This window comes from Frigoribacterium sp. CG_9.8 (genome assembly GCF_015751965.1).
Taxonomy (GTDB): Bacteria; Actinomycetota; Actinomycetes; order Actinomycetales; family Microbacteriaceae; genus Lacisediminihabitans.
Window position 1 is genome coordinate 282,593 of sequence record NZ_JADOVH010000002.1, and the last position, 20,132, is coordinate 302,724.

Here is a 20,132-nt window from a genome sequence, read left to right on the forward strand (position 1 = left end):
CACCAGCAATAGCTTCAGCAAATACCAGTGCTTCTCCCGCGCTACTGCGATTATTCGCACCGGCGCAACTCGAAGCACAGGCGCTACCCGAAGCGAAAGCGCCGAACGTCAAACCCTCCCGCAAGGATCACTCGCACCTGTCAGGTGCGGAACTTGTTCGGGGAAAGGAACCCTCTTAGTGACTGACCTCACTGTCCGTGCCTCAGGTATGGACTCCATCGCCCTCGCCAAACTACGCCTTCCCGAGCTTCAGGCTCTTGCGACCGAGCTCGGCCTCAGCGGCTCGTCCAAACTTCGCAAAGGGGAACTCGTGAGCGCCATCTCCGAGATCCAGGGCAGCAGCCAGCCCACCAGCGAGCCCACCAGCCAGGACGCCACTGCCGCACCGGTCGTCTTCGCACCCGAAGCTGTCGCGCCGGAAGCTGCCGCGCCGGAAGCTGCCGCGCGCGTTGTCTTCGAACCGGTTGAGGAGGCATCGGCCTCTGTCATGCCAGTCGCCAAGAAGCGCGCATCGCGCCGGGCAAGCACCTCGATTGTGAATGCCGGGTCCGCCGAAGCACCCGTCATCGAATCGACTGAGCGCACTGTCACAAACCGTCGCTCCGCTCCGAAGGCCGGTTCCGGGCACGCCAATGGCGCCGAGACTGGCACCGATCTGATTCCTGCGCAGGCAGCCGAGCGCGTCGCCCAAACGGACGCCCAGACGGAGACTCAGGCGGATGCCCGGGCGCTCGCCCAGGCGACCGAGTCGCAGTTACAGGACGGCCTCGACCGCATCCCCGGGCAGGAAGCTGAGGCCGAGGCGCTGGCGGATGACGTCCAGCCCTCCCGCAACTCTCGTAACCGCAACCGCAACCGCGGCGGTGATCGGCAGCAGGGTGACCGGCAGCAGGGTGATCGCCAGCAGGGTGACCGCCAGCAGGGTGACCGCCAGCAGGGTGACACCGTTCCTGACAACAATCAGGGCGAACAGAGTAACCAGGGCAACCAGGGCAACCAGGGCAACGGTGACGTCTCCGACGGGCAGCGAACCAACGGTCGTAACGCGAACAGCCGAAACCAGCAGAACGCGCAGAGTGGTGCCCAGCAGAACGGGCAAGCGGATCGCCAAAACAGCGGCAATGGTCGCCAGCAGGGCAATGACCGCCAGCAGGGCAACAGCAACGATCGCAACGGCAATAACGATCGCAACGGCAATAACGATCGCAACGGCAATAATGACCGCAACCAGCAGCAGCTGCTCGAGGACGATGACCGCGGTGGACGCAACCGCTACCGTGACCGCAAGCGTCGCGGTGCAACGGGAAATGACGACTTTGAGCCCGAGATCACCGAGGATGACGTACTCATCCCGGTTGCCGGCATTCTCGACGTGCTCGACAACTACGCATTCGTGCGCACCAGCGGTTACCTCCCGGGCAACAATGACGTCTATGTCTCCCTCGGCCAGGTCAAGAAGTACAACCTGCGCAAGGGTGATGCTGTTGTCGGAGCCATCCGGCAGCCGCGCGAGAACGACAACTCCGGTCGGCAGAAGTACAACGCGATCGTGAAGATCGACTCGATCAACGGGTTGCCGATCGAGCAAGCCGCCGACCGGGTCGAGTTCGGCAAGCTCACCCCGCTCTACCCGACGGAGCGCCTGCGCCTTGAGACCGAGTCGGGCAAGCTCACCACGCGAATTATCGACCTCGTGTCGCCGATCGGCAAGGGCCAGCGTGGCCTGATCGTGTCGCCGCCCAAGGCGGGTAAGACGCTGGTGCTCCAGGCCATCGCCAACGCCATCGCCAAGAACAACCCCGAGGTCCACCTGATGGTCGTGCTCGTGGACGAGCGTCCGGAAGAGGTGACCGACATGCAGCGAACGGTCAAGGGTGAGGTCATCGCCTCGACCTTTGATCGTCCGGCAGAGGATCACACCACTGTCGCCGAACTCGCCATCGAGCGCGCTAAGCGACTGGTCGAACTCGGACACGACGTTGTCGTGTTGCTCGATTCGATCACCCGCCTCGGCCGCGCGTACAACCTTGCAGCCCCGGCGTCCGGACGCATCCTGTCCGGTGGAGTCGACTCTTCGGCCCTCTACCCGCCGAAGCGGTTCTTCGGTGCCGCTCGCAATATCGAGGACGGCGGATCACTCACGATCCTCGCCACCGCGCTCGTCGAGACCGGGTCCAAGATGGACGAGGTCATCTTCGAAGAATTCAAGGGCACCGGAAACATGGAGTTGCGCCTGTCTCGTCAGCTGGCTGACAAGCGCATCTTCCCGGCTGTGGATGTCAACGCGTCGGGTACCCGCCGCGAGGAGATGCTCATGGGCGTCGACGAGACGAAAGTCAACTGGAAGCTGCGCCGCGCCCTCGCCGGGCTGGAGACCCAGCAGGCGCTCGAGCTCGTGCTCACGCAGCTGAAGGACACGTCGTCCAACGTCGAGTTTCTGATGAAGATCCAGAAGTCGCTCCCGGGCGCATCCGGGTCGAAAGAGGACTAAACCCGATGGCAGACTCTGGCGTATTCGAGTCGGTGAAGACACTGCTGGTTGAGCATGGGAATCTTCAGGAGCAGCTTGCTGATCCCGAACTCCACTCCAATCCGGCCAAGTCGAAAAAGGTGAATCGGCGGTATGCCGAGCTCAGCCGGATCGTCGACGCGTACAACCGCTGGATGGCTCTCACGGATGATTTCGATGCAGCAACGGAGATGGCGGCAGACGACGCGTCATTCGCCGACGAGCTGGTGAACATCACGACGGAGCTCGAAGTGATGGAGGAGCGTCTTCGTCGGCTGCTCATCCCGCGCGATCCCAACGATGGTCGTGACGTGATCATGGAGATCAAAATGGGGGAGGGCGGTGCCGAGTCGGCGCTCTTCGCCGGGGACCTTCTACGCATGTACCTGCATTACGCGGAGTCCAAGAAGTGGAAGACCGAGATCATCGAGCAGACCTCGAGCGATCTCGGTGGCATCAAGGACGTGCAGCTCGCCATCAAGGGCAACTCGACCGACCCTGCCGAGGGTGTCTGGGCACATCTCAAATACGAGGGCGGGGTGCACCGCGTGCAGCGTGTGCCCGCGACCGAGTCGCAGGGACGCATCCACACCTCGGCAGCCGGCGTGCTCGTCTTTCCAGAGGTGGATGAGCCCGAAGAGGTCGAGATCAGCCAGAACGATCTCAAGATCGATGTCTACCGCTCCAGTGGTCCTGGCGGCCAGTCGGTGAACACCACCGACTCTGCCGTGCGCATCACCCATCTCCCCACCGGCATCGTTGTGGCGATGCAAAACGAGAAGTCGCAGCTGCAAAACCGCGAGGCTGGCATGCGCGTGCTTCGTGCCCGCGTGCTTGCGCGCCAGCAGGAGGAGATCGACGCCGCGGCATCCGTCGTGCGCAAGAGTCAGATCCGCACGATGGATCGGTCCGAGCGAATCCGCACCTACAACTTTCCCGAGAACCGGATCGCCGACCATCGCACGGGCTACAAGGCCTACAACCTCGATGCGGTGATGAACGGGGCTCTCGAGCCGGTCATCCAGAGCGATATCGAAGCGGATGAGGAATCGCGCCTCGAAGCCCTGGCCGGCGACGTCGACTAGTTCGACTTCGTTTCCCACCATGTCGCTGCCAGAAACCATCACGACCGCGTTCCGCGGCGCAGTCGAACTGCTTGCCAGTGCCGGCGTGCCATCCCCGGACGTCGATGCCGAGCTCCTCATCGGTTTCGTGCTCGGGATGAGCCGGGGTGAGGTGCAGGCGAAGGCCGTCACCGGTGGCGCAGTGTCGCACGTTGATGCGGCGAAGATCAGCGCGCTGGTTGAGCGTCGTGCTGGCCGGGAACCTCTTCAGCACATCACCGGCCGAGCGCCGTTCCGCCTCCTCGAGCTCGCGGTGGGCCCGGGAGTCTTCGTGCCACGCCCCGAGACCGAGCAGGTCGCACAGTTTGCCATCGACGCACTGCGGGCGGCAGCCGGCCCGGAGCCGATCGGTATCGACCTCGGCACCGGGAGCGGTGCGATCGCCCTCGCCCTCGCCACCGAGGTACCGCACGCCCGGGTCTACGGGGTGGAGAATTCTCCCGAAGCGTTCATCTGGACCCGGCAGAATTTTCTCGAGAGCGGCGCTGACAATGCGCATGCCGTGTTTGGCGACCTTGCATCCGCGCTGCCAGAGCTCGACGGCACGGTCGCGGTCGTCATCTCGAATCCTCCGTACATACCGCTCGGTGCCGTGCCGCGCGATCCGGAGGTGCGGCTGTTCGATCCAGAGCACGCTCTCTACGGTGGCGAGGACGGTCTGGATGTGGTGCGTCAGGTGTCGCGCACCGCGCGGCGCCTGTTGCATGCGGGCGGCACACTGGTGTTGGAGCATGGTGAGCTGCAGGCGGCCGCGATCGCAGCCATCCTGGCCGCTGACAACTGGCGCTCCATTGCATCGCACCCGGATTTTCTCGGGCGGGACCGCGCCACGACCGCCCTGCGCTGAGGCGAGGTCCTCTGCGCGCGGCGCTTCTGCACGGCGCTTCCGTTCAGCGCTGCCTCTTCTCAGCCCTGCCGCGCTGCCGCGAACTCCTCAATCGCCGCGAGCAGCGAGGGCGCATCCGTGAAATGGTGGGCGGTGATCCCCACGCTCAGGGCTCCGTCGATATTTTCCTGCATGTCATCGGCGAAGAAGGTGTTCTGCGCGGAGATCCCATAGCGTTCGAGCACGTTCCTAAACACTTCCGGCTCCGGCTTGCGCGCTCCGTAGTCGGAGGAGGTGAAGAGATGATCGCCGAAGACCGCAACGAGCTCTGGCGCAAGCTGGTGCAGGTGTTTGCCGGTCATGGGGCCGTTGTTGGTCAAGAGGGTGACCTGCCCGAGTTCGGCAGCACGACGTACCGCCGCAATTGAATCTCGCCACGGCTCCATCGCGCCACCGCGCACGCGTACCCAATCGGCCTCGGATACGTCGACGCCGATCGCGTCGTTGAAGGCGGCGAGATAGACCTCCGCGGTGGCAAAGCCTCCGGCTTCCGCCGCCATTTCACCCTCTTCGTGCCACCAGAGTTCCCGCAGCCTTTCCAGTGACAGTCCGGTGAGTTCGGTCATCCCGGCCATCCGCTGTTGCCAGTTGTAGCCGTACAGCACTTCGTCCATGTCGAAGATGAAGAGCAGCATCAGGCGTTCCGGCCTGCGAAGCGGGTGATCGCCGCATCCAAGAGATCGGTCTGTGGAACGCCGTGCAGGTAAGTGAGTTGGTGCGCATGAATGTCGAGTGCGCTCGCACCCTCGACATTGCGTGCCGAGTCATCAACGAAAAAAGTGTCTTCCGGCCGGGCACGGTAGTGCGCCAGGGCGAGCTCGAAGATCTGGGTCTCGGGCTTGCGAACGCCCAGCTGGCAGCTGACGAGTCGATTCTCACCAACGATGGCCGTGACATCCGGAGCGAGCACGGCAAGGGACTCAGCGAACGGCGAGGGGTTGTTGGAGAGCAGCGACACAGTACCGAGGGTGGATGCCCGGCGCAGGGCGTCAACGCTTGCCGGGATCACCGTGCTCGCCAGTGCTCGGGCCTCCTGCCAGTTCTGAAGCGTCAGGGGCGATCCGGTCACGCGCTCGAATTCGGCAAGATACTCCCCGGAGGTTGGCCACTCGCCCGCCTCCGCTCGCACCTCGAAGCCCCCGGTCCACCAGGTCTTGGCCAGGTGGTACTGGCTTGCCCCGGTCATGGCACTGAGCGCTGGCAGCCGAAAATTGAAGTCATAGGTGTAGAGGGTCTTATCGAAATCGAAGAAATACAGGTCCACATGGCTCCTACCGGTTGCACAATTGTCTCAGGCATCGAAGTGGGCAAATTCATCGTCGAAGCCGCCGGGGTGCCCGAAGTAAGATGTCTACCGATATGGCGACGATCTATAACTGCTCGGAGCAGGACCAGCTTCTCACCGGAATGCGACTCGCACGGGGCGCCATCGGCCGGGGGGAGCTCGTGGTGTTTCCGACCGACACCCTCTACGGTCTCGCCGTCGACGCATTCAGCGCCTCCGGTGTGCAGCGCCTGCTCGATGCGAAGGGCCGCACGCGGCAGTCACCGCCGCCGGTGCTGATTCCGGGCATCCCGACCCTTGATGCGCTCGCCGAGACTGTGCCGCCGGAAGTGCGGGCCCTCGTCGCCGCGTTCTGGCCGGGCGGCCTCACCGTGATCCTGCCGGCCAACCCCTCGCTCAAGTGGGATCTCGGCGACACCAACGGCACCGTTGCGCTGCGGATGCCGAATAACCGCATCGCCCTCGAACTGCTGTCGGAAACGGGCCCTCTCGCGGTGTCCTCTGCCAACCTCACGGGGGAGATTGCGGCCCGCACCGCGCAGGATGCCGAGCGGATGCTCGGCGACAGCGTGGAGGTTTATCTCGACGGTGGGGAAGTCGGCCACGATTACGAAGCGGCAGGGCTCGGTTCGACGATCGTCGACGCGACCCCTCTTGTCGCCGGCGGTGTCCTGCGAATCGTGAGACATGGCGTCATTACCGAGGCCCAGATCGACGCGGTGCTCGAGAAGTTCAGCGCCGAGACTGCCGACAGCGCCGAGACTGCCGACAGCGCCGTGACTGCCAACAGCGCCGAGCCAGCAGGGACGGCCGAGCCAGCGGAACCCACGCCGTGAGATTCATCTTCTATCTCGCTGCTGGCGGACTCTCTGCCGTAGTGACGTTCGTGCTGGCGACGGTGGTTGCCAGGCTCGGCATGAAGTACCGGCTGTATCCGGCCATTCGTGAGCGGGATGTGCACACGCGTCCCACGCCGCGACTCGGCGGCATTGCCATGTTCATCGGAATCCTCACCGCATTCGGTATCGCCTCGCAACTGCCGCAGTTCCACCTCATCTTCGCCAAGCCCGGCCCGATTTTCGCGATCCTCGGATCCGCCCTCATCATCGTGCTCATCGGTGTCGCCGACGATATCTGGGATCTTGACTGGGTGACGAAACTTGCCGGGCAGATCATCGCTGCCGGCCTCCTCGCCTGGCAGGGGGTGCAGCTCACCACCCTGCCGATCGTCGGCGGGGTGATCGTGCTCTCCTCCTACACCGGGCTGATCATCACCATTTTTGCCATCGTGCTCGTGATGAACGCGATCAACTTCATCGACGGGCTCGACGGGCTCGTCGCCGGGGTCGCGATCATCGCCAATAGCGCATTTTTCATTTACAGCTACATTCTCGTGACCCGCAGCGCGGCGGCCGAGTACTTCAATCTCGCGATCCTCATTTCGGCGGTACTGATCGGTGCCTGTGTCGGTTTCCTTCCGCTCAACTGGCACCCGGCGAAGCTCTTCATGGGCGATGCCGGAGCGCTCCTGGTCGGCCTGCTGATGGCGACATCGGCGATTTCTGTGACCGGCCAGGTGGACCTCGCCGCGTTGCAATACTCCAAGCAGCTCATTCCCGCGTTCATCCCGATTCTGCTGCCCCTCGCCATCCTGCTCATTCCGCTGCTGGACTTCGCACTGGCGATCTTTCGACGCCTCCGGGCTGGCAAGTCGCCATTCACCGCTGACCGCAAGCACCTTCACCACCGCCTGCTCGATATGGGGCACTCGGATGTGCACGCGGTGCTGCTTTTCTACTCCTGGACCGCCGTGGTGTCGATCGGATGCCTCCTGTTCATGTTCTTCGACGCCATCTGGGGTGTCATGTTCATCATCGTCGGCCTCGTCGTCTGTGCGGGCTTCACCCTCGCACCCCTGACCCGTCGTAAGGCCGTCGAGGCATCCGTGCAACGCGCCAGCGCTGACGACGAGGCCGAAGGCGCCGTCGCACGGTTCGACCCGCTCGACGAGGCTGCGAACGACGAGGCTGCGAACGACGTGGTTGCCACAGACGTGGTTGCCACCACAACCCCCACGAAGGAAACCTCATGAGTGCCATCCCCATCCTCAAGCGGATCCTTGGCTACGGTGGCATCCTCGCCCTCGTCATCGCGGTCGTCGGGTCGGCCGTCGGCTTCATCGTGGGCGGGGGAGTCGGGCTCGTCAGTGCCCTGATCGGAACGGCCATGGCCGTCTTCTTCCTCGGCATCACAGCCGCCAGTATCGTCCTTGCCACGAAAGTAGCCAGGGGCGACCTACTCAGCGTCGCTTTTTTTGGCATCGTGATGGGTGCCTGGCTGGTGAAACTGGTGGTCTTCATCGTCTTGATCGTTCTTCTCAAGGACCAGCCGTGGATCCAGACGCAGGTGCTGTTCCTCACGGTGGTTGTCGCCGTGATGGGAACGCTCGTGGTGGATGTGGTGGTGATCGCGCGATCGCGGATGCCCTATGTCAGCGACATCAGCCTGCCTGCGGAGGCCGCTGCGACCCCCGATCGACCGGACTGAGGGTGAGGAGCACCTCATTCGTTTGGTAGGCTCTTTTCGAACGCCCCCCTTCTTCTCGCCGCGTGCCCTCACGCCCCGATTCTGGAGTTAGCGCTGCTACCCCACACTCTGAACCTGATCCTCCCGCTCGCCAGCGAAGGCGACAGCGGAGGCGGTTTCGTGGGGCCCAACATCGGTGAGTTCTTCCCTCCGGTGGTGCTCTTCGCCGGGACACCATTCGAGTTGAATCGGATCATGCTGGTCCGCATCCTGGTGGCAGTGGTCATCATTGTGGTGTTCTGGCTTGGGACCCGGCGCATGAGCGTCGTACCCGGTCGCGGCCAGTCGCTGATCGAAATGGGACTCGATTTCGTTCGGGTCGGCATTGCCGAAGATCTGCTCGGCAAGAAGGATGGCAAGCGGTTTCTACCAATTCTCACGACGTTCTTCTTCATGATCGTCGCGATGAACCTCACTGGCACGGTCCCTCTGCTGAACATTGCAGGCACTTCGGTAATTGGGGTACCGCTCGTGCTCGCCGGTATCGCCTACGTGACCTGGATTTACGCCGGACTGCGCAAGCATCCAGGCAAGTTCCTGCGCAATTCGCTCTTCCCCCCCGGGGTGCCGGTGGGTCTGTACATCATCGTGACGCCAATCGAGATTTTGTCGACCTTCATTGTGCGACCCGTCACTCATACCCTACGACTGCTCATGAACATGATCGTCGGGCATCTGCTGCTCGTTCTGTTCTTTCTCGCCACCTCGTTCTTCTTCTTCGAGGCTCCAGGCCTGTTCAAGCTGTTCGGCATCGGCACGCTCGCTTTCGGCTTCGTCTTTACGCTCTTCGAGCTCCTCGTTGCCGTTCTGCAGGCCTATGTATTCACCATCCTCACCGCTGTCTACCTCCAGCTTGCGCTGGCGGACGAGCACTAACCGCACCAGCACTAACCGCACCAGCACCGTGCGAACGAGCGCGGTGTGAACACGCACGACGCGAGCCAGGCAACCGCCTCTTGCACCATCATGGAAGGAATCACAACGTGGACACCACCACTGTCGCCGCTCTCACCGGCAATATCGCGACCGTCGGCTACGGCCTCGCGGCCATTGGACCGGCCATCGGCGTAGGAATCGTCGTCGGCAAGACAATCGAGTCGGTCGCTCGCCAGCCCGAACTGCAGGGTCGCCTCACGGTGCTCATGTACATCGGTATCGCATTCACCGAGGCGCTGGCCTTCATCGGCATCGCCACGTACTTCATCTTCACGAATTAGCAATGATCCCCTCTGATCTCTCGGTGGCGGCCGAGTCGTCCAATCCGCTGCTTCCTGCCGTGCCAGACATAATCTGGTCGTCGGTGATCTTCGTCGTGCTGTTCATCTTCTTCTGGCGCGCAATCCTTCCTCGGGTGCAGAAGATGCTCGACACCCGTGCCGAGCTCATCGAAGGGGGCATCGCAAAGGCGGAGAACGCTCAAGCAGAAGCTGCTGTTGCCCTCGAGAAGTACACCGAACAGCTCGCTGAGGCACGCGCCGAGGCGGCCAAGATCCGTGACCAGGCACGCCAAGACGGCGTGAAGATCCTGAACGAACTCAAGGAGCAGGCGAGCGCAGAAGCGGCGCGAGTCACGGCAAACGCGCTGGTGACCATCGAGGCGGAGCGCCAGTCGGCACTCGTCTCGCTGCGGTCGGAGGTCGGATCGCTGGCAATCGACCTGGCAGCCGGTGTTATCGGGCAGAGCTTATCGGACGACAAGAACGCCGCCAACCTCGTCGACCAGTTCCTGGCCGAATTGGAAAAGTCTGAGCAGGCGGCATCCTCGGGCACGACAGCGCAGCCGGAGTCGGTGAACTGAGCATGGGATCAGCGACCAGGGAAGCTCTCACCGCCTCACGGGCGGAATTATCGTCCGCCGGCCCTGCGGACCTGGCCACTGCCGATGAGCTGTTTTCAGCAGGCCGGATCATCGGCGGCTCGGCGCAACTCATTTCGATGCTGACGGACACGGCGACGGATGGCACGCAAAAACAGGCCATTCTCGCAGCCGTCTTCGGAACCAATCTCAGCGCCGCCACCCTCGGCTTGCTTCACGCAGTCGTCTCGCACCGCTGGTCGAACACGGATGACCTGCTCGCCGGCATCGAAGAACTCGGGCTGCGAGCCGCAGCGGAATCCGCCCCGGCGACGGTCAATATCGACGCCGAGCTGTTTGCCTTCGGCACGGCGGTCTCGTCTGATCCCGAGCTCGAACTCGCGGTGAGCAGCAAACTCGGCAGCGCTGCGTCGAAGGTGGCACTCGTCGAGGCACTACTGGCGAAAAAGGTTTCTCCGCAAACGCTGTCGATCGTGCGTCACCTCATGCAGCAGCCCCGCGGTCGGCGCGTCGGCGAGCTTCTGCGCACTGCCGCATCCATCGTCGCCGACCAGTCCGGCCTCGCGGTCGCGACGATAACGAGCGCCGCACCCATCCGCGCCGTTCAGCTCGAGCGGTTGCAAAAGGGTCTCGCCGCCAAGTTCGGGCGAGCGCTCAAGTTCAATCTGATCGTCGACCCCGCCCTCATCGGCGGGATCCGCGTGCAGGTCGGCGACACAGTCATCGACGACAGCGTTGCATCGAAGATCAAGGACCTCCGGCTTCAGCTCGCCGGGTAGTCCCAACCGTACGTCGGTGACCACAGTCACCAATACAGACCCACCGAAGCCAAATGGCTTCGCGAAGACAAGGAAATGACGGAAATGGCAGACCTCACGATCAGCCCGGACGAGATCCGCGACGCGCTCAAGGACTTCGTCAAGGCGTATGACCCCGCATCCGCCTCGACAACCGAGGTCGGATACGTCATCGACGCAGCCGACGGTATCGCTCACGTGCAGGGTCTCCCCGGCGTGATGGCGAACGAGCTCATCAAGTTTGCCGATGGCACCCTCGGCCTCGCCCAGAACCTGGACGAGAACGAAATCGGCGTCATCGTGCTCGGCGAGTTTGCCGGGATTGTCGAAGGCCTCGAGGTCACCCGCACCGGAGAGGTACTCTCCGTTCCCGTCGGCGATGGCTACCTCGGTCGCGTTGTCGACCCACTCGGTGCGCCAATCGATGGTCTTGGCGAGATCGCGAGTGAGGGGCGCCGTGCCCTCGAACTGCAGGCGCCCGGCGTCATGCAGCGCAAGAGTGTGCACGAGCCGATGCAGACCGGCATCAAGGCGATCGACGCGATGATCCCGATCGGCCGTGGCCAGCGCCAGCTCATCATCGGTGACCGCCAGACCGGCAAGACCGCTATCGCGATCGACACGATTATCAACCAGAAGGCCAACTGGGAATCCGGTGACGCCACTAGGCAGGTGCGCTGCATCTATGTTGCCATCGGCCAAAAGGGTTCGACCATCGCCTCGGTCAAGGGCGCGCTCGAGGATGCCGGAGCCATGGAGTACACCACGATCGTGGCCTCTCCAGCCTCTGACCCCGCCGGCTTCAAGTACCTCGCTCCCTATACCGGGTCGGCCATCGGCCAGCACTGGATGTATGGCGGCAAGCACGTGCTGATCATCTTCGATGACCTGTCGAAGCAGGCCGAGGCCTATCGCGCCGTGTCGCTGCTGCTGCGTCGTCCCCCGGGGCGCGAGGCGTACCCCGGTGACGTGTTCTACCTGCACTCCCGACTGCTCGAGCGTTGTGCGAAGCTCTCCGACGAGCTGGGGGCGGGATCGATGACCGGACTGCCGATCATCGAGACCAAGGCAAACGACGTCTCGGCGTACATCCCCACAAACGTGATCTCGATCACCGACGGCCAGATCTTCTTGCAGTCCGACCTCTTCAACGCGAACCAGCGCCCGGCGGTTGACGTGGGAATCTCGGTCTCGCGAGTCGGCGGTGACGCTCAGGTCAAGTCGATCAAGAAGGTGTCAGGCACGCTCAAGCTCGAGCTGGCCCAGTATCGGTCACTCGAGGCGTTCGCGATGTTCGCATCGGACCTCGACCCGACCAGCCGCCGCCAGCTCGCCCGTGGTGCACGCCTGACAGAACTGCTCCGGCAGCCGCAGTACTCGCCCTACCCGGTCGAGGAGCAGGTTGTCTCGATCTGGGCGGGAACGAACGGCAAACTCGACGAGGTCGCAGTTGAGGACGTGTTGCGCTTCGAGCGTGAGCTCCTCGACTTCCTGGGCCGCAACACCGAGGTCCTGTCGAAGCTCAAGGCCACGAATGTGCTGGATGACGAGACGGTCGCCGCTCTCGATGCGGGCGTCGAAAAGTTCAAGCTCGAGTTCCAGACCGGCGAGGGCAAGCCGCTCGCGTCGGTTGGCACGGAACAATTCGAGGCTATTGAGCCCGAGAACATCGCCCAGGAGCAGATCGTCAAGCGCAAGCGCTAGCGGGTCTCGATACGGGCGCTGTGCGTCCAACTCGACCACCAATTTTCACAAACCAAAGGAAAGTACAGACATGGGAGCGCAACTTCGGGTTTACCGGCAGAAGATCAAGTCTGCCCAGACGACCAAGAAGATCACTCGGGCCATGGAGCTGATCTCTGCCTCACGCATCCAAAAAGCGCAGGCTCGAGTCGCAGCCTCCGGCCCATACTCGCGCGCCGTGACGCGCGCTGTGTCGGCTGTCGCGACATTCTCTAATGTGGATCACATCCTCACCACCGAGAAGGCGAAGATCGAGCGGGCCGCTGTCGTGCTCTTCACCTCAGACCGGGGACTCGCAGGTGCCTTCAGCACGAATGTGGTGCGCGAATCCAGCGAGCTCGTCACGCTGCTGCAGAGTCAGGGCAAAGAGGTCGTCTACTATCTGGTCGGACGCAAGGCGGCCGCGTACTTCGCCTTTCGTAAACGTGCCGCCGAGCAGATCTGGACGGGCAGCACCGAGAAACCCGAGTTCGAGACCGCACAGAAGATCGGTGAGACACTCGTCGCCAAGTTCATCCAGCCGGCAAGCGAGGGAGGGGTCGATGAGATCCACATCGTCTACAACCGTTTCGTCAGCGTGGTGACCCAGGTGCCGGAGGTGGTGCGACTGCTGCCCCTCGAGGTTGTCGAAGGGGTCGAGGCTCCCGCCGATAATGAGATCCTGCCGCTCTATGAGTTCGAGCCGGAGGTCGGTGATGTCCTGGACGCCCTGCTGCCGGTCTACATCGAGAGCCGGATCTTCAACGCAATGCTGCAATCCGCGGCATCCGAGCACGCGGCCCGCCAGCGGGCAATGAAGTCGGCAAGTGATAATGCCGACAAGCTCATCACCACTTTCACCCGGCTCGCCAACAACGCGCGCCAGTCTGAGATCACCCAGCAGATTTCCGAGATCGTCGGCGGCGCCGATGCACTTTCGTCCAAAAAGTAAGCGCTGACAAGCGCCACGAATAAGTCCAGGAGAATCGAGAAGCAATGACTATCACCGCCCCCGCTGACCAGGCAACCGCCCAGCCTGCCGGAATCGGACGTATCGCCCGCGTTACCGGACCCGTCGTGGATATCGAGTTTCCCCACGACTCGATCCCCGGCATTTACAACGCTCTAAAGACCACGGTCACCATCGGTGACGCCTCTAACGAGATCACGCTCGAGGTTGCGCAGCACCTCGGGGACGACCTGGTACGTGCCATCGCCCTCAAGCCGACTGACGGTCTGGTGCGGGGCCAGGAGGTGCGTGACACCGGTGGACCGATCACGGTTCCGGTGGGGGATGCCACCAAGGGCAAGGTTTTCAATGTGATCGGTGAGGTGCTCAACGGTGAGCCCGGCGCGACCTACGAGTGGGCAGACCGCTGGTCGATCCATCGCGAGCCCCCGCCCTTCGACCAGCTCGAGTCGAAGACCGAGCTCTTCGAGACCGGCATCAAGGTCATCGATCTGCTGACGCCGTACGTGCTCGGCGGAAAGATCGGTCTCTTCGGCGGTGCCGGTGTCGGTAAGACCGTGCTCATCCAGGAGATGATCCAGCGGGTTGCTCAGGACCATGGCGGGGTTTCCGTGTTTGCCGGGGTCGGCGAGCGCACCCGTGAGGGCAATGACCTCATTGCCGAAATGGAGGAAGCGGGCGTCTTCGACAAGACCGCCCTCGTCTTCGGCCAGATGGATGAGCCGCCGGGGACGCGTCTGCGCGTTGCGCTGTCGGCCCTCACCATGGCGGAGTACTTCCGTGACGTGCAAAACCAGGATGTGCTGCTCTTCATCGACAACATCTTCCGGTTCACGCAGGCCGGTTCGGAGGTTTCCACCCTGCTCGGCCGTATGCCGTCTGCCGTGGGATACCAGCCGAACCTCGCCGACGAGATGGGCATCCTGCAGGAGCGCATCACGTCGACCCGCGGACATTCCATCACCTCACTACAGGCGATCTACGTGCCGGCCGACGACTACACCGACCCGGCACCGGCAACGACCTTCGCGCACCTCGACGCGACGACCGAGCTCAGTCGCGAGATCGCGTCGCAGGGACTCTACCCAGCTGTAGATCCGCTTACCTCCACCAGCCGCATTCTGGATCCCCGTTACCTGGGCGCCGACCATTATCGGGTGGCGACCAACGTCAAGGCGATTCTGCAGAAAAACAAGGAGCTCCAGGAGATCATCGCGATCCTCGGTGTCGACGAGCTTTCCGAGGAAGACAAGATCACCGTCTCCCGCGCCCGTCGCATTCAGCAGTTCCTCTCGCAGAACACCTACATGGCGAAAAAGTTCACCGGGGTTGAGGGATCAACCGTGCCGCTCAAGGACACCATCGAGTCATTCGATGCGATCGTCAAGGGCGACTTCGACCACGTTGCAACCCAGGCGTTCTTCAACGTCGGTGGTATCAATGACGTCGAAGAGCAGTGGGCGAAGATCCAGAAGGAGAACGGCTAACAATGGCCGAGACGGGTGCTCATCAACTGCAGGTGAGCGTGGTGTCGGCCGACCATGAGGTCTGGACCGGCACGGCATCGATGGTGGTCGCGAAGACTACCGAGGGTGAGATCGGTATTCTGCCAGGGCATGAACCCCTGTTGGCGATTCTTAGCGCCGGCGAGGTGCGGATCACCACGAGCGGTGGCTCTGGCGCTGTTCGTGCGAGTGCCGACGACGGATTCCTCTCGGTCGAGCACGACACCGTGACGATCGTTGCGCGCAATGCGGCACTTGTGCAGGACTGACCTCGGCTCATGCTGATCGCGATGGCAGGGCTGCCTGCAGCAGGCAAGAGCACAATTGCTGGAATCCTCGGCGGGCGTCTCTCGGCCTCGGTGGTCTCTGTCGACCCGATCGAATCGGCCATTCTGCGGGCAGGGATCGGCAGCGATCAGCCAACGGGGCTGGCTGCCTACCTGGCGGCAGAGACGATCGCCGAACTGGTGCTCGAGTCCGGCCATGATGTTATCGTGGATGCGGTTAACGGCGTCGATCCGGCCCGCGAGCAGTGGGTGCAGCTTGCCCTCTCACGCGGAGAGACGCTGCGTTTCATCGAGGTGGTCTGTTCCGACCCCGAACTGCATCGTGAACGACTGGAAGCGCGGGCACGCCGACTGCCGCGCCTCAACCAGCCGCGCGGATACGCCGTCGAGCAGAGCCTCGACGAATATCTACCGTGGGCGGGCGCGAGCGCGTTGGTGCCGCGAATCACTCTCGATTCGGTACGGCCACTCGACGTGAACGTGGATGCCGCACTGGCGTTCATCACCGGCTAGTGCTGCTGCTGCTCCCACCCTCCGAAACCAAGCGCGATGGTGGAGACGTCGACGCGCCACTCGACCTGTCGCGGTTAGCGCATCCGGAGTTGACGGCGCCGCGGCGATCTGCGCTCGGGGCCACTTGCGCACTGTCGAGCAACCGGGCGACCATGGCAACCGCGCTGAAGCTCGGTGTCAGCCAGCAGTTCGAGGTAACACGCAATCGTCTACTTCGGACATCACCGACCGTTCCCGCAATCGAGCGCTATACCGGCGTGCTGTATGACGCGCTCGACGCCGGCACTCTGTCGGCCGCCGGCCGCAGATTTGCTGCGGATCATCTGCTCATCCACTCGGCGCTATTCGGCCTGATCGGTGCCGACGATCCCATCCCGGCGTATCGGCTGTCGTACGATTCAAAACTGCCCGACCTGCCGCTGAAGAAGCTGTGGCGTGAGCGCATTTCGGCGGTACTCGCGGAAGCGGATGATGTCATCATCGATTTGCGATCGTCTGGCTATGTCGAACTCGGACCGCTCCGGACCGGGCCGCGGTCGGTCGTGTTGCGCGTGGTGTCCGATTCTGTGTCCGGTCAGCGACGGGCTCTCAACCACTTCAACAAGAAGGGGAAGGGGCATTTCGTGCGTTCACTGTGCGAGGCGGAGATTGATCACCAGAGCATCGAGTCGGTGCTCGAGTGGGCCCGTGATCAGGGGATCCGGCTCGAGCGCGGGGCGGCCGGCGAACTCGACCTCGTCGTCTGATGTTCGCGGGTTCGGCCCTGCGGGTTCGGCCCTGCGACCTAAAACCTGTGTGGCACGGAAACTTGAGTTCTGCCGGGGCTCAGGCGGCGCGCCAGCATCCGACCACGTGATCATCCACCATCCCCGAGGACTGCATCAGCGCGTACACGGTGGTCGGTCCGACGAATCGCAGCCCGATCTCCCGCAGTGCTTTGCTCAGTGCGGTGGACTCGACAGTCACAGCGGGGATGTCACCGAAGTTCACCGGACGCGAACGGGAGTTCGGGGGAGGAGCGAAGCTCCACAGCAGCCGGTCGAAAGCGCCTGGATCGTCCTGCACGAGTTGGCGCACGATCGCCGCATTGGAAATTGTCGCTTCGATCTTCGCGCGATTACGGATGATGCCACCGTCGAGCATCAGTCGATCGACATCCTGCTCGACGAGCTCAGCAATGTGGTCGATATCGAAGTTATGAAAAGCGGTTCGGAAGCTGTGGCGTCGTCGCAGAATCGTGATCCAGGACAGGCCGGCCTGGAATCCTTCGAGGCTCATTTTTTCGAACAGCGGCCGATCTCCGCGGAGTTCAACCCCCCACTCCTCGTCGTGGTACCGGCGGTACTCGGCATCGGAGGCACTCCAGGCACAGCGGCTCAGTCCGTCGTCGCCGAGCACGGCGGCGCTGCGCGGTTCGATCATAACCGGTGGCCGATTCCCTCGTGGTCGAGCAGCCAGACCTTGGTCGGGATCCCATTGCCGGCGCTATATCCGGTGATCCGGCCGTGTGTGGCGAGCACCCGGTGGCATGGCACCAGGATGGGGATCGGGTTGGCCCCGACCGCGCCGCCGACGGCTCGACCGGCCGAAAGGCGACCGGTAGTGCGCCCGAGGTCACCGTAGGAGGTCACCTCTCCGAACTTCAGGTCGCCCAGCAGCGCCCAGATCGACCTCTGAAACTCCGTTCCGTTCAGAGCGATCGGTACATCGAAGGTGGTGCGAGTGCCGGCGAAGTATTGCGCAAGCTGATCGGCGGCACGATCGAGAATTGCGTCGCTGTGTTCGTCGACCCCGTCGTGGGGCAGCGTACGGTCACGCTCGATGGTGAGTGACACGACGGCGGCGCCATCGCCAACCAGTTCGATGCGGCCGATGGGACTGTGGATCCGGCGAAGTGCGGGTGTTGCGTGTGCGGGTGTTGCGTGTGCGGGCGCTGCGTGAGGGGGCACTGCGTGAGGGGGCACTGCGTGAGGGGGCACTGCGTGAGGAGGCACTGCGTGAGGGAGCACTGCGGGTGCGGAGGTGGGGGAGATCATGATTCGACTGTAGTTGCGCCCTCCCACCACTTTCTCGCGGTTATCGGACATCGGTGAGGCTCAATGCGACGCACTGGATTGTGGAGGAGAGGGTCAGCTTAGGCTGGTCGCATGCCCGCTATCGACTATCGCGCTCTCGGCGACTCCGGACTCATCGTCTCCACCATCGGCCTCGGGTGCAACAATTTCGGCCGGGCGAACACCGCGAGCGAATCGCAAGAGGGAACGGATGCGGTGATCAACGCGGCAATCGACGCGGGCGTCACACTTTTCGATACCGCCGATATTTACGGATCAGAACGCGGGCTGAGTGAGACCCGCATGGGGAATTCGCTCAGAGGCCGCCGCCATGAGATCGTGCTGGCCACGAAATTCGGGATGGATATGGCCGGCACCAACGGTCCGGACTGGGGGGCCCGCGGATCGCGTCGCTACGTGCGACTCGCTGTCGAAGCATCCCTCCGCCGCCTCCAGACGGACTGGATCGACCTGTATCAGTTGCACGTGCCCGACCCGATCACGCCCATCGAGGAAACATTGTCGGTGCTGGATGACCTCATCACCGAGGGCAAAGTGCGCTATATCGGACATTCCAATCTGAGCGGCTGGCAGATCGCGGATGCCGAGTACCGCGCGATCCTCGGTGGCCATCCGAAGTTCATCTCGGCCCAGAATGAGTACTCGCTGCTCGTGAGGGACGTTGAGGACGAGGTGCTGCCGGCGGTCAACAATTACGGACTCGGCTTCCTCCCTTTCTTCCCGCTCTACAACGGACTGTTCACCGGCAAGTTCAGCCGCTCGGGAGGGCCAGCGGACAGCCGAATCGTCAATCTGCGCCCGCATCTGCTGGAGGGCGCGCCCTGGGACACGCTCGAGAAGTACGAGACCTTCTGTAGCGAGCGAGGCATCACGATGCTGGCCGCGACGCTGGCCTGGCTGCTGGCGCAGCCCGGACTCAGCAGTGTCATCGCTGGAGCAACCAAGGCCGAGCAGATCATCCAGAATGCGGGAGCCGTTACCGAGTGGACTCCCACGACGGAGGAGATCGGCCAAATCTCGGTGATGTTCACCGATCCGACCTGATACGCCCGGCGCAACACACCCCACAGGCGAAACGCCATCGGTCGGTCAGGGCAGGGTCAGCACGATCTTGCCGAGAAAGTGGCGTGAGTCGAGTTGCTGGTAGGCGGCGCGCACTTCGGCGAGGGGGTAGGTGCCTGCGATGGGCAACGCGATGCTGCCGTCGGCGACGAGCCGGGCGAGCCGGGCGAGATCCGCGGATTTCTTGCCTCCGCCGCCAACAGTGGAGATGCCGTACTTCGCGACGCCATCGAAGTAGACGATCGAGTTGATGCGTTTCGGATCCACGCCCAGCTCGATCGCGATCTCGACCGTCTCCTGCCCCGCGTTGTCGATCACCGCGTCGATCCCGCTCGGTGCGACGGCGCGCAGGCGGTCGATCAGCCCGGGCCCGTAGGCAACCGGGATGACCCCCAGACCGCGCAGGTAGTCGTGGTTGGCCTCGCTGGCTGTGCCGATCACGATCGCTCCGTCGGCGAGGGCCAGCTGTGCGGCGAATAATCCGACGCCACCAGCCGCAGCGCTGACGAGCACTGTCTCCCCTGGCGTCAGCGCGACCGCTCGTGTCGATCGCTCCGCAGTGTTGCCGACGAGCCCGAGACCGCCTGCGGCTGCCCAGCTGAGGGCGGAGGGTTTCGGCGCAACCTGATCGGCCGGCACAATCACGAAGTCTGCCTGGGCGCTGAAGTTACTCCAGCCGAGCACTTCGTCACCCACTGCCAGTGTCGCTGTCGCTGTCGCTGTGCCAGCACCGACCTCGTCGATTACACCGGCGAACTCTGCTCCCTGGCCACTCGGAAGTGTGCGATTCGGCAGCATCGCGGGGGACTGGCGCACCTTGGAATCGAAGGGATTGAGACCCGCAGCTCGCACAGACACACGCACCTCACCCGGCCCCGCATGCGGCTCATCGACCTCGACGATCTCCAGGACCTCGGGCCCGCCGTAGCGGCTGTACTGCACGATTCGCGACATGGCTCGAGTCTACGATTCGCATCCGTGCAGAATCTCACGAC

Annotated in this window: 22 protein-coding genes; 17 read left to right on the forward strand and 5 right to left on the reverse strand. The window is 63.2% G+C overall.

Translation table 11 applies throughout. The features are described from left to right. Positions 1-208 precede the first annotated feature (208 nt). The 3 genes from rho to prmC are packed head-to-tail and all read left to right on the forward strand — an operon-like array spanning position 209 to position 4,480. On the forward strand, positions 209-2,491 hold the full coding sequence (gene rho / locus IWX88_RS06220; RefSeq protein WP_196828929.1) for a transcription termination factor Rho: 2,283 nt from the start codon (positions 209-211) through the stop codon (positions 2,489-2,491). 5 nt (positions 2,492-2,496) lie between these two features. Continuing rightward, positions 2,497-3,594 (forward strand): peptide chain release factor 1, encoded by a 1,098-nt coding sequence (prfA, locus tag IWX88_RS06225; RefSeq protein ID WP_196828350.1) that lies wholly within the window; start codon positions 2,497-2,499, stop codon positions 3,592-3,594. Positions 3,595-3,613: 19 nt separating this feature from the next. Then, entirely contained in the window at positions 3,614-4,480 is an 867-nt protein-coding gene (gene prmC / locus IWX88_RS06230; protein ID WP_231368924.1) for a peptide chain release factor N(5)-glutamine methyltransferase, read from the forward strand. Positions 4,481-4,539: 59 nt separating this feature from the next. Here the strand turns inward: prmC and IWX88_RS06235 are convergent, their stop codons facing one another. Continuing rightward, entirely contained in the window at positions 4,540-5,154 is a 615-nt protein-coding gene (locus tag IWX88_RS06235) for an HAD family phosphatase (RefSeq protein ID WP_231368925.1), read from the reverse strand. Then, the gene (locus IWX88_RS06240) at positions 5,154-5,783 is read right to left on the reverse strand and encodes an HAD-IA family hydrolase (RefSeq protein ID WP_196828354.1); all 630 of its coding nucleotides are present in this window, start codon (positions 5,781-5,783) and stop codon (positions 5,154-5,156) included. Before IWX88_RS06240 ends, IWX88_RS06235 begins: the two co-directional genes overlap by 1 nt. Before the next feature lie 95 nt (positions 5,784-5,878). On the opposite strand from IWX88_RS06240, the gene IWX88_RS06245 reads away from it, so the two are divergent. The 13 genes from IWX88_RS06245 (at position 5,879) to IWX88_RS06305 (ending at position 16,746) form a co-directional block, all read left to right on the forward strand. Continuing rightward, on the forward strand, positions 5,879-6,640 hold the full coding sequence (locus IWX88_RS06245) for an L-threonylcarbamoyladenylate synthase (RefSeq protein ID WP_196828933.1): 762 nt from the start codon (positions 5,879-5,881) through the stop codon (positions 6,638-6,640). Further along, positions 6,637-7,896, forward strand: a complete 1,260-nt coding sequence (locus IWX88_RS06250) for an MraY family glycosyltransferase (RefSeq protein ID WP_370568208.1) — start codon at positions 6,637-6,639, stop codon at positions 7,894-7,896. Before IWX88_RS06245 ends, IWX88_RS06250 begins: the two co-directional genes overlap by 4 nt. Beyond that, the gene (locus tag IWX88_RS06255; protein WP_196828356.1) at positions 7,893-8,351 is read left to right on the forward strand and encodes a hypothetical protein; all 459 of its coding nucleotides are present in this window, start codon (positions 7,893-7,895) and stop codon (positions 8,349-8,351) included. Before IWX88_RS06250 ends, IWX88_RS06255 begins: the two co-directional genes overlap by 4 nt. 108 nt (positions 8,352-8,459) lie before the next feature. After that, positions 8,460-9,266 carry a F0F1 ATP synthase subunit A gene (gene atpB, locus IWX88_RS06260; protein WP_196828937.1) on the forward strand — a complete coding sequence of 269 codons (807 nt, stop codon included), beginning with the start codon at positions 8,460-8,462 and terminating at the stop codon, positions 9,264-9,266. Positions 9,267-9,373: 107 nt separating this feature from the next. Then, a complete protein-coding gene (gene atpE / locus IWX88_RS06265; protein WP_196828358.1) occupies positions 9,374-9,607 on the forward strand; it encodes an ATP synthase F0 subunit C in 234 nt (77 codons plus the stop codon). Positions 9,608-9,609: 2 nt separating this feature from the next. Further along, entirely contained in the window at positions 9,610-10,188 is a 579-nt protein-coding gene (locus IWX88_RS06270) for a F0F1 ATP synthase subunit B (protein WP_196828360.1), read from the forward strand. 2 nt (positions 10,189-10,190) lie between these two features. Continuing rightward, a complete protein-coding gene (locus IWX88_RS06275) occupies positions 10,191-10,985 on the forward strand; it encodes a F0F1 ATP synthase subunit delta (protein ID WP_196828362.1) in 795 nt (264 codons plus the stop codon). Positions 10,986-11,069: 84 nt separating this feature from the next. Continuing rightward, complete coding sequence (gene atpA, locus IWX88_RS06280) at positions 11,070-12,707, forward strand: F0F1 ATP synthase subunit alpha (protein WP_196828364.1); 1,638 nt, start codon at positions 11,070-11,072, stop codon at positions 12,705-12,707. Positions 12,708-12,777: 70 nt separating this feature from the next. Continuing rightward, positions 12,778-13,677 carry a F0F1 ATP synthase subunit gamma gene (locus IWX88_RS06285; RefSeq protein WP_196828366.1) on the forward strand — a complete coding sequence of 300 codons (900 nt, stop codon included), beginning with the start codon at positions 12,778-12,780 and terminating at the stop codon, positions 13,675-13,677. 44 nt (positions 13,678-13,721) lie between these two features. Beyond that, on the forward strand, positions 13,722-15,182 hold the full coding sequence (gene atpD / locus IWX88_RS06290; RefSeq protein ID WP_196828368.1) for a F0F1 ATP synthase subunit beta: 1,461 nt from the start codon (positions 13,722-13,724) through the stop codon (positions 15,180-15,182). A 2-nt stretch (positions 15,183-15,184) separates the two neighbouring features. Beyond that, on the forward strand, positions 15,185-15,469 hold the full coding sequence (locus IWX88_RS06295; RefSeq protein WP_196828370.1) for a F0F1 ATP synthase subunit epsilon: 285 nt from the start codon (positions 15,185-15,187) through the stop codon (positions 15,467-15,469). A 9-nt stretch (positions 15,470-15,478) separates the two neighbouring features. Further along, the gene (locus IWX88_RS06300) at positions 15,479-16,000 is read left to right on the forward strand and encodes an AAA family ATPase (protein WP_196828372.1); all 522 of its coding nucleotides are present in this window, start codon (positions 15,479-15,481) and stop codon (positions 15,998-16,000) included. Continuing rightward, positions 16,000-16,746 carry a peroxide stress protein YaaA gene (locus tag IWX88_RS06305; RefSeq protein ID WP_196828375.1) on the forward strand — a complete coding sequence of 249 codons (747 nt, stop codon included), beginning with the start codon at positions 16,000-16,002 and terminating at the stop codon, positions 16,744-16,746. Before IWX88_RS06300 ends, IWX88_RS06305 begins: the two co-directional genes overlap by 1 nt. Positions 16,747-16,825: 79 nt before the next feature. Here the strand turns inward: IWX88_RS06305 and IWX88_RS06310 are convergent, their stop codons facing one another. Further along, positions 16,826-17,422, reverse strand: a complete 597-nt coding sequence (locus IWX88_RS06310) for a DNA-3-methyladenine glycosylase I (protein ID WP_196828377.1) — start codon at positions 17,420-17,422, stop codon at positions 16,826-16,828. After that, positions 17,419-17,949 carry a methylated-DNA--[protein]-cysteine S-methyltransferase gene (locus IWX88_RS06315; RefSeq protein ID WP_370568209.1) on the reverse strand — a complete coding sequence of 177 codons (531 nt, stop codon included), beginning with the start codon at positions 17,947-17,949 and terminating at the stop codon, positions 17,419-17,421. The genes IWX88_RS06310 and IWX88_RS06315 overlap by 4 nt, the downstream gene beginning before the upstream one ends. Before the next feature lie 198 nt (positions 17,950-18,147). On the opposite strand from IWX88_RS06315, the gene IWX88_RS06320 reads away from it, so the two are divergent. After that, positions 18,148-19,119: an aldo/keto reductase gene (locus IWX88_RS06320; protein WP_196828381.1), complete on the forward strand. Its 972-nt coding sequence runs from the start codon at positions 18,148-18,150 to the stop codon at positions 19,117-19,119. A gap of 45 nt (positions 19,120-19,164) precedes the next feature. Here IWX88_RS06320 and IWX88_RS06325 read toward each other — a convergent pair whose 3' ends face one another. Then, positions 19,165-20,091, reverse strand: a complete 927-nt coding sequence (locus IWX88_RS06325) for an NADP-dependent oxidoreductase (RefSeq protein WP_196828383.1) — start codon at positions 20,089-20,091, stop codon at positions 19,165-19,167. Between the last annotated feature and the right edge of the window lie 41 nt (positions 20,092-20,132).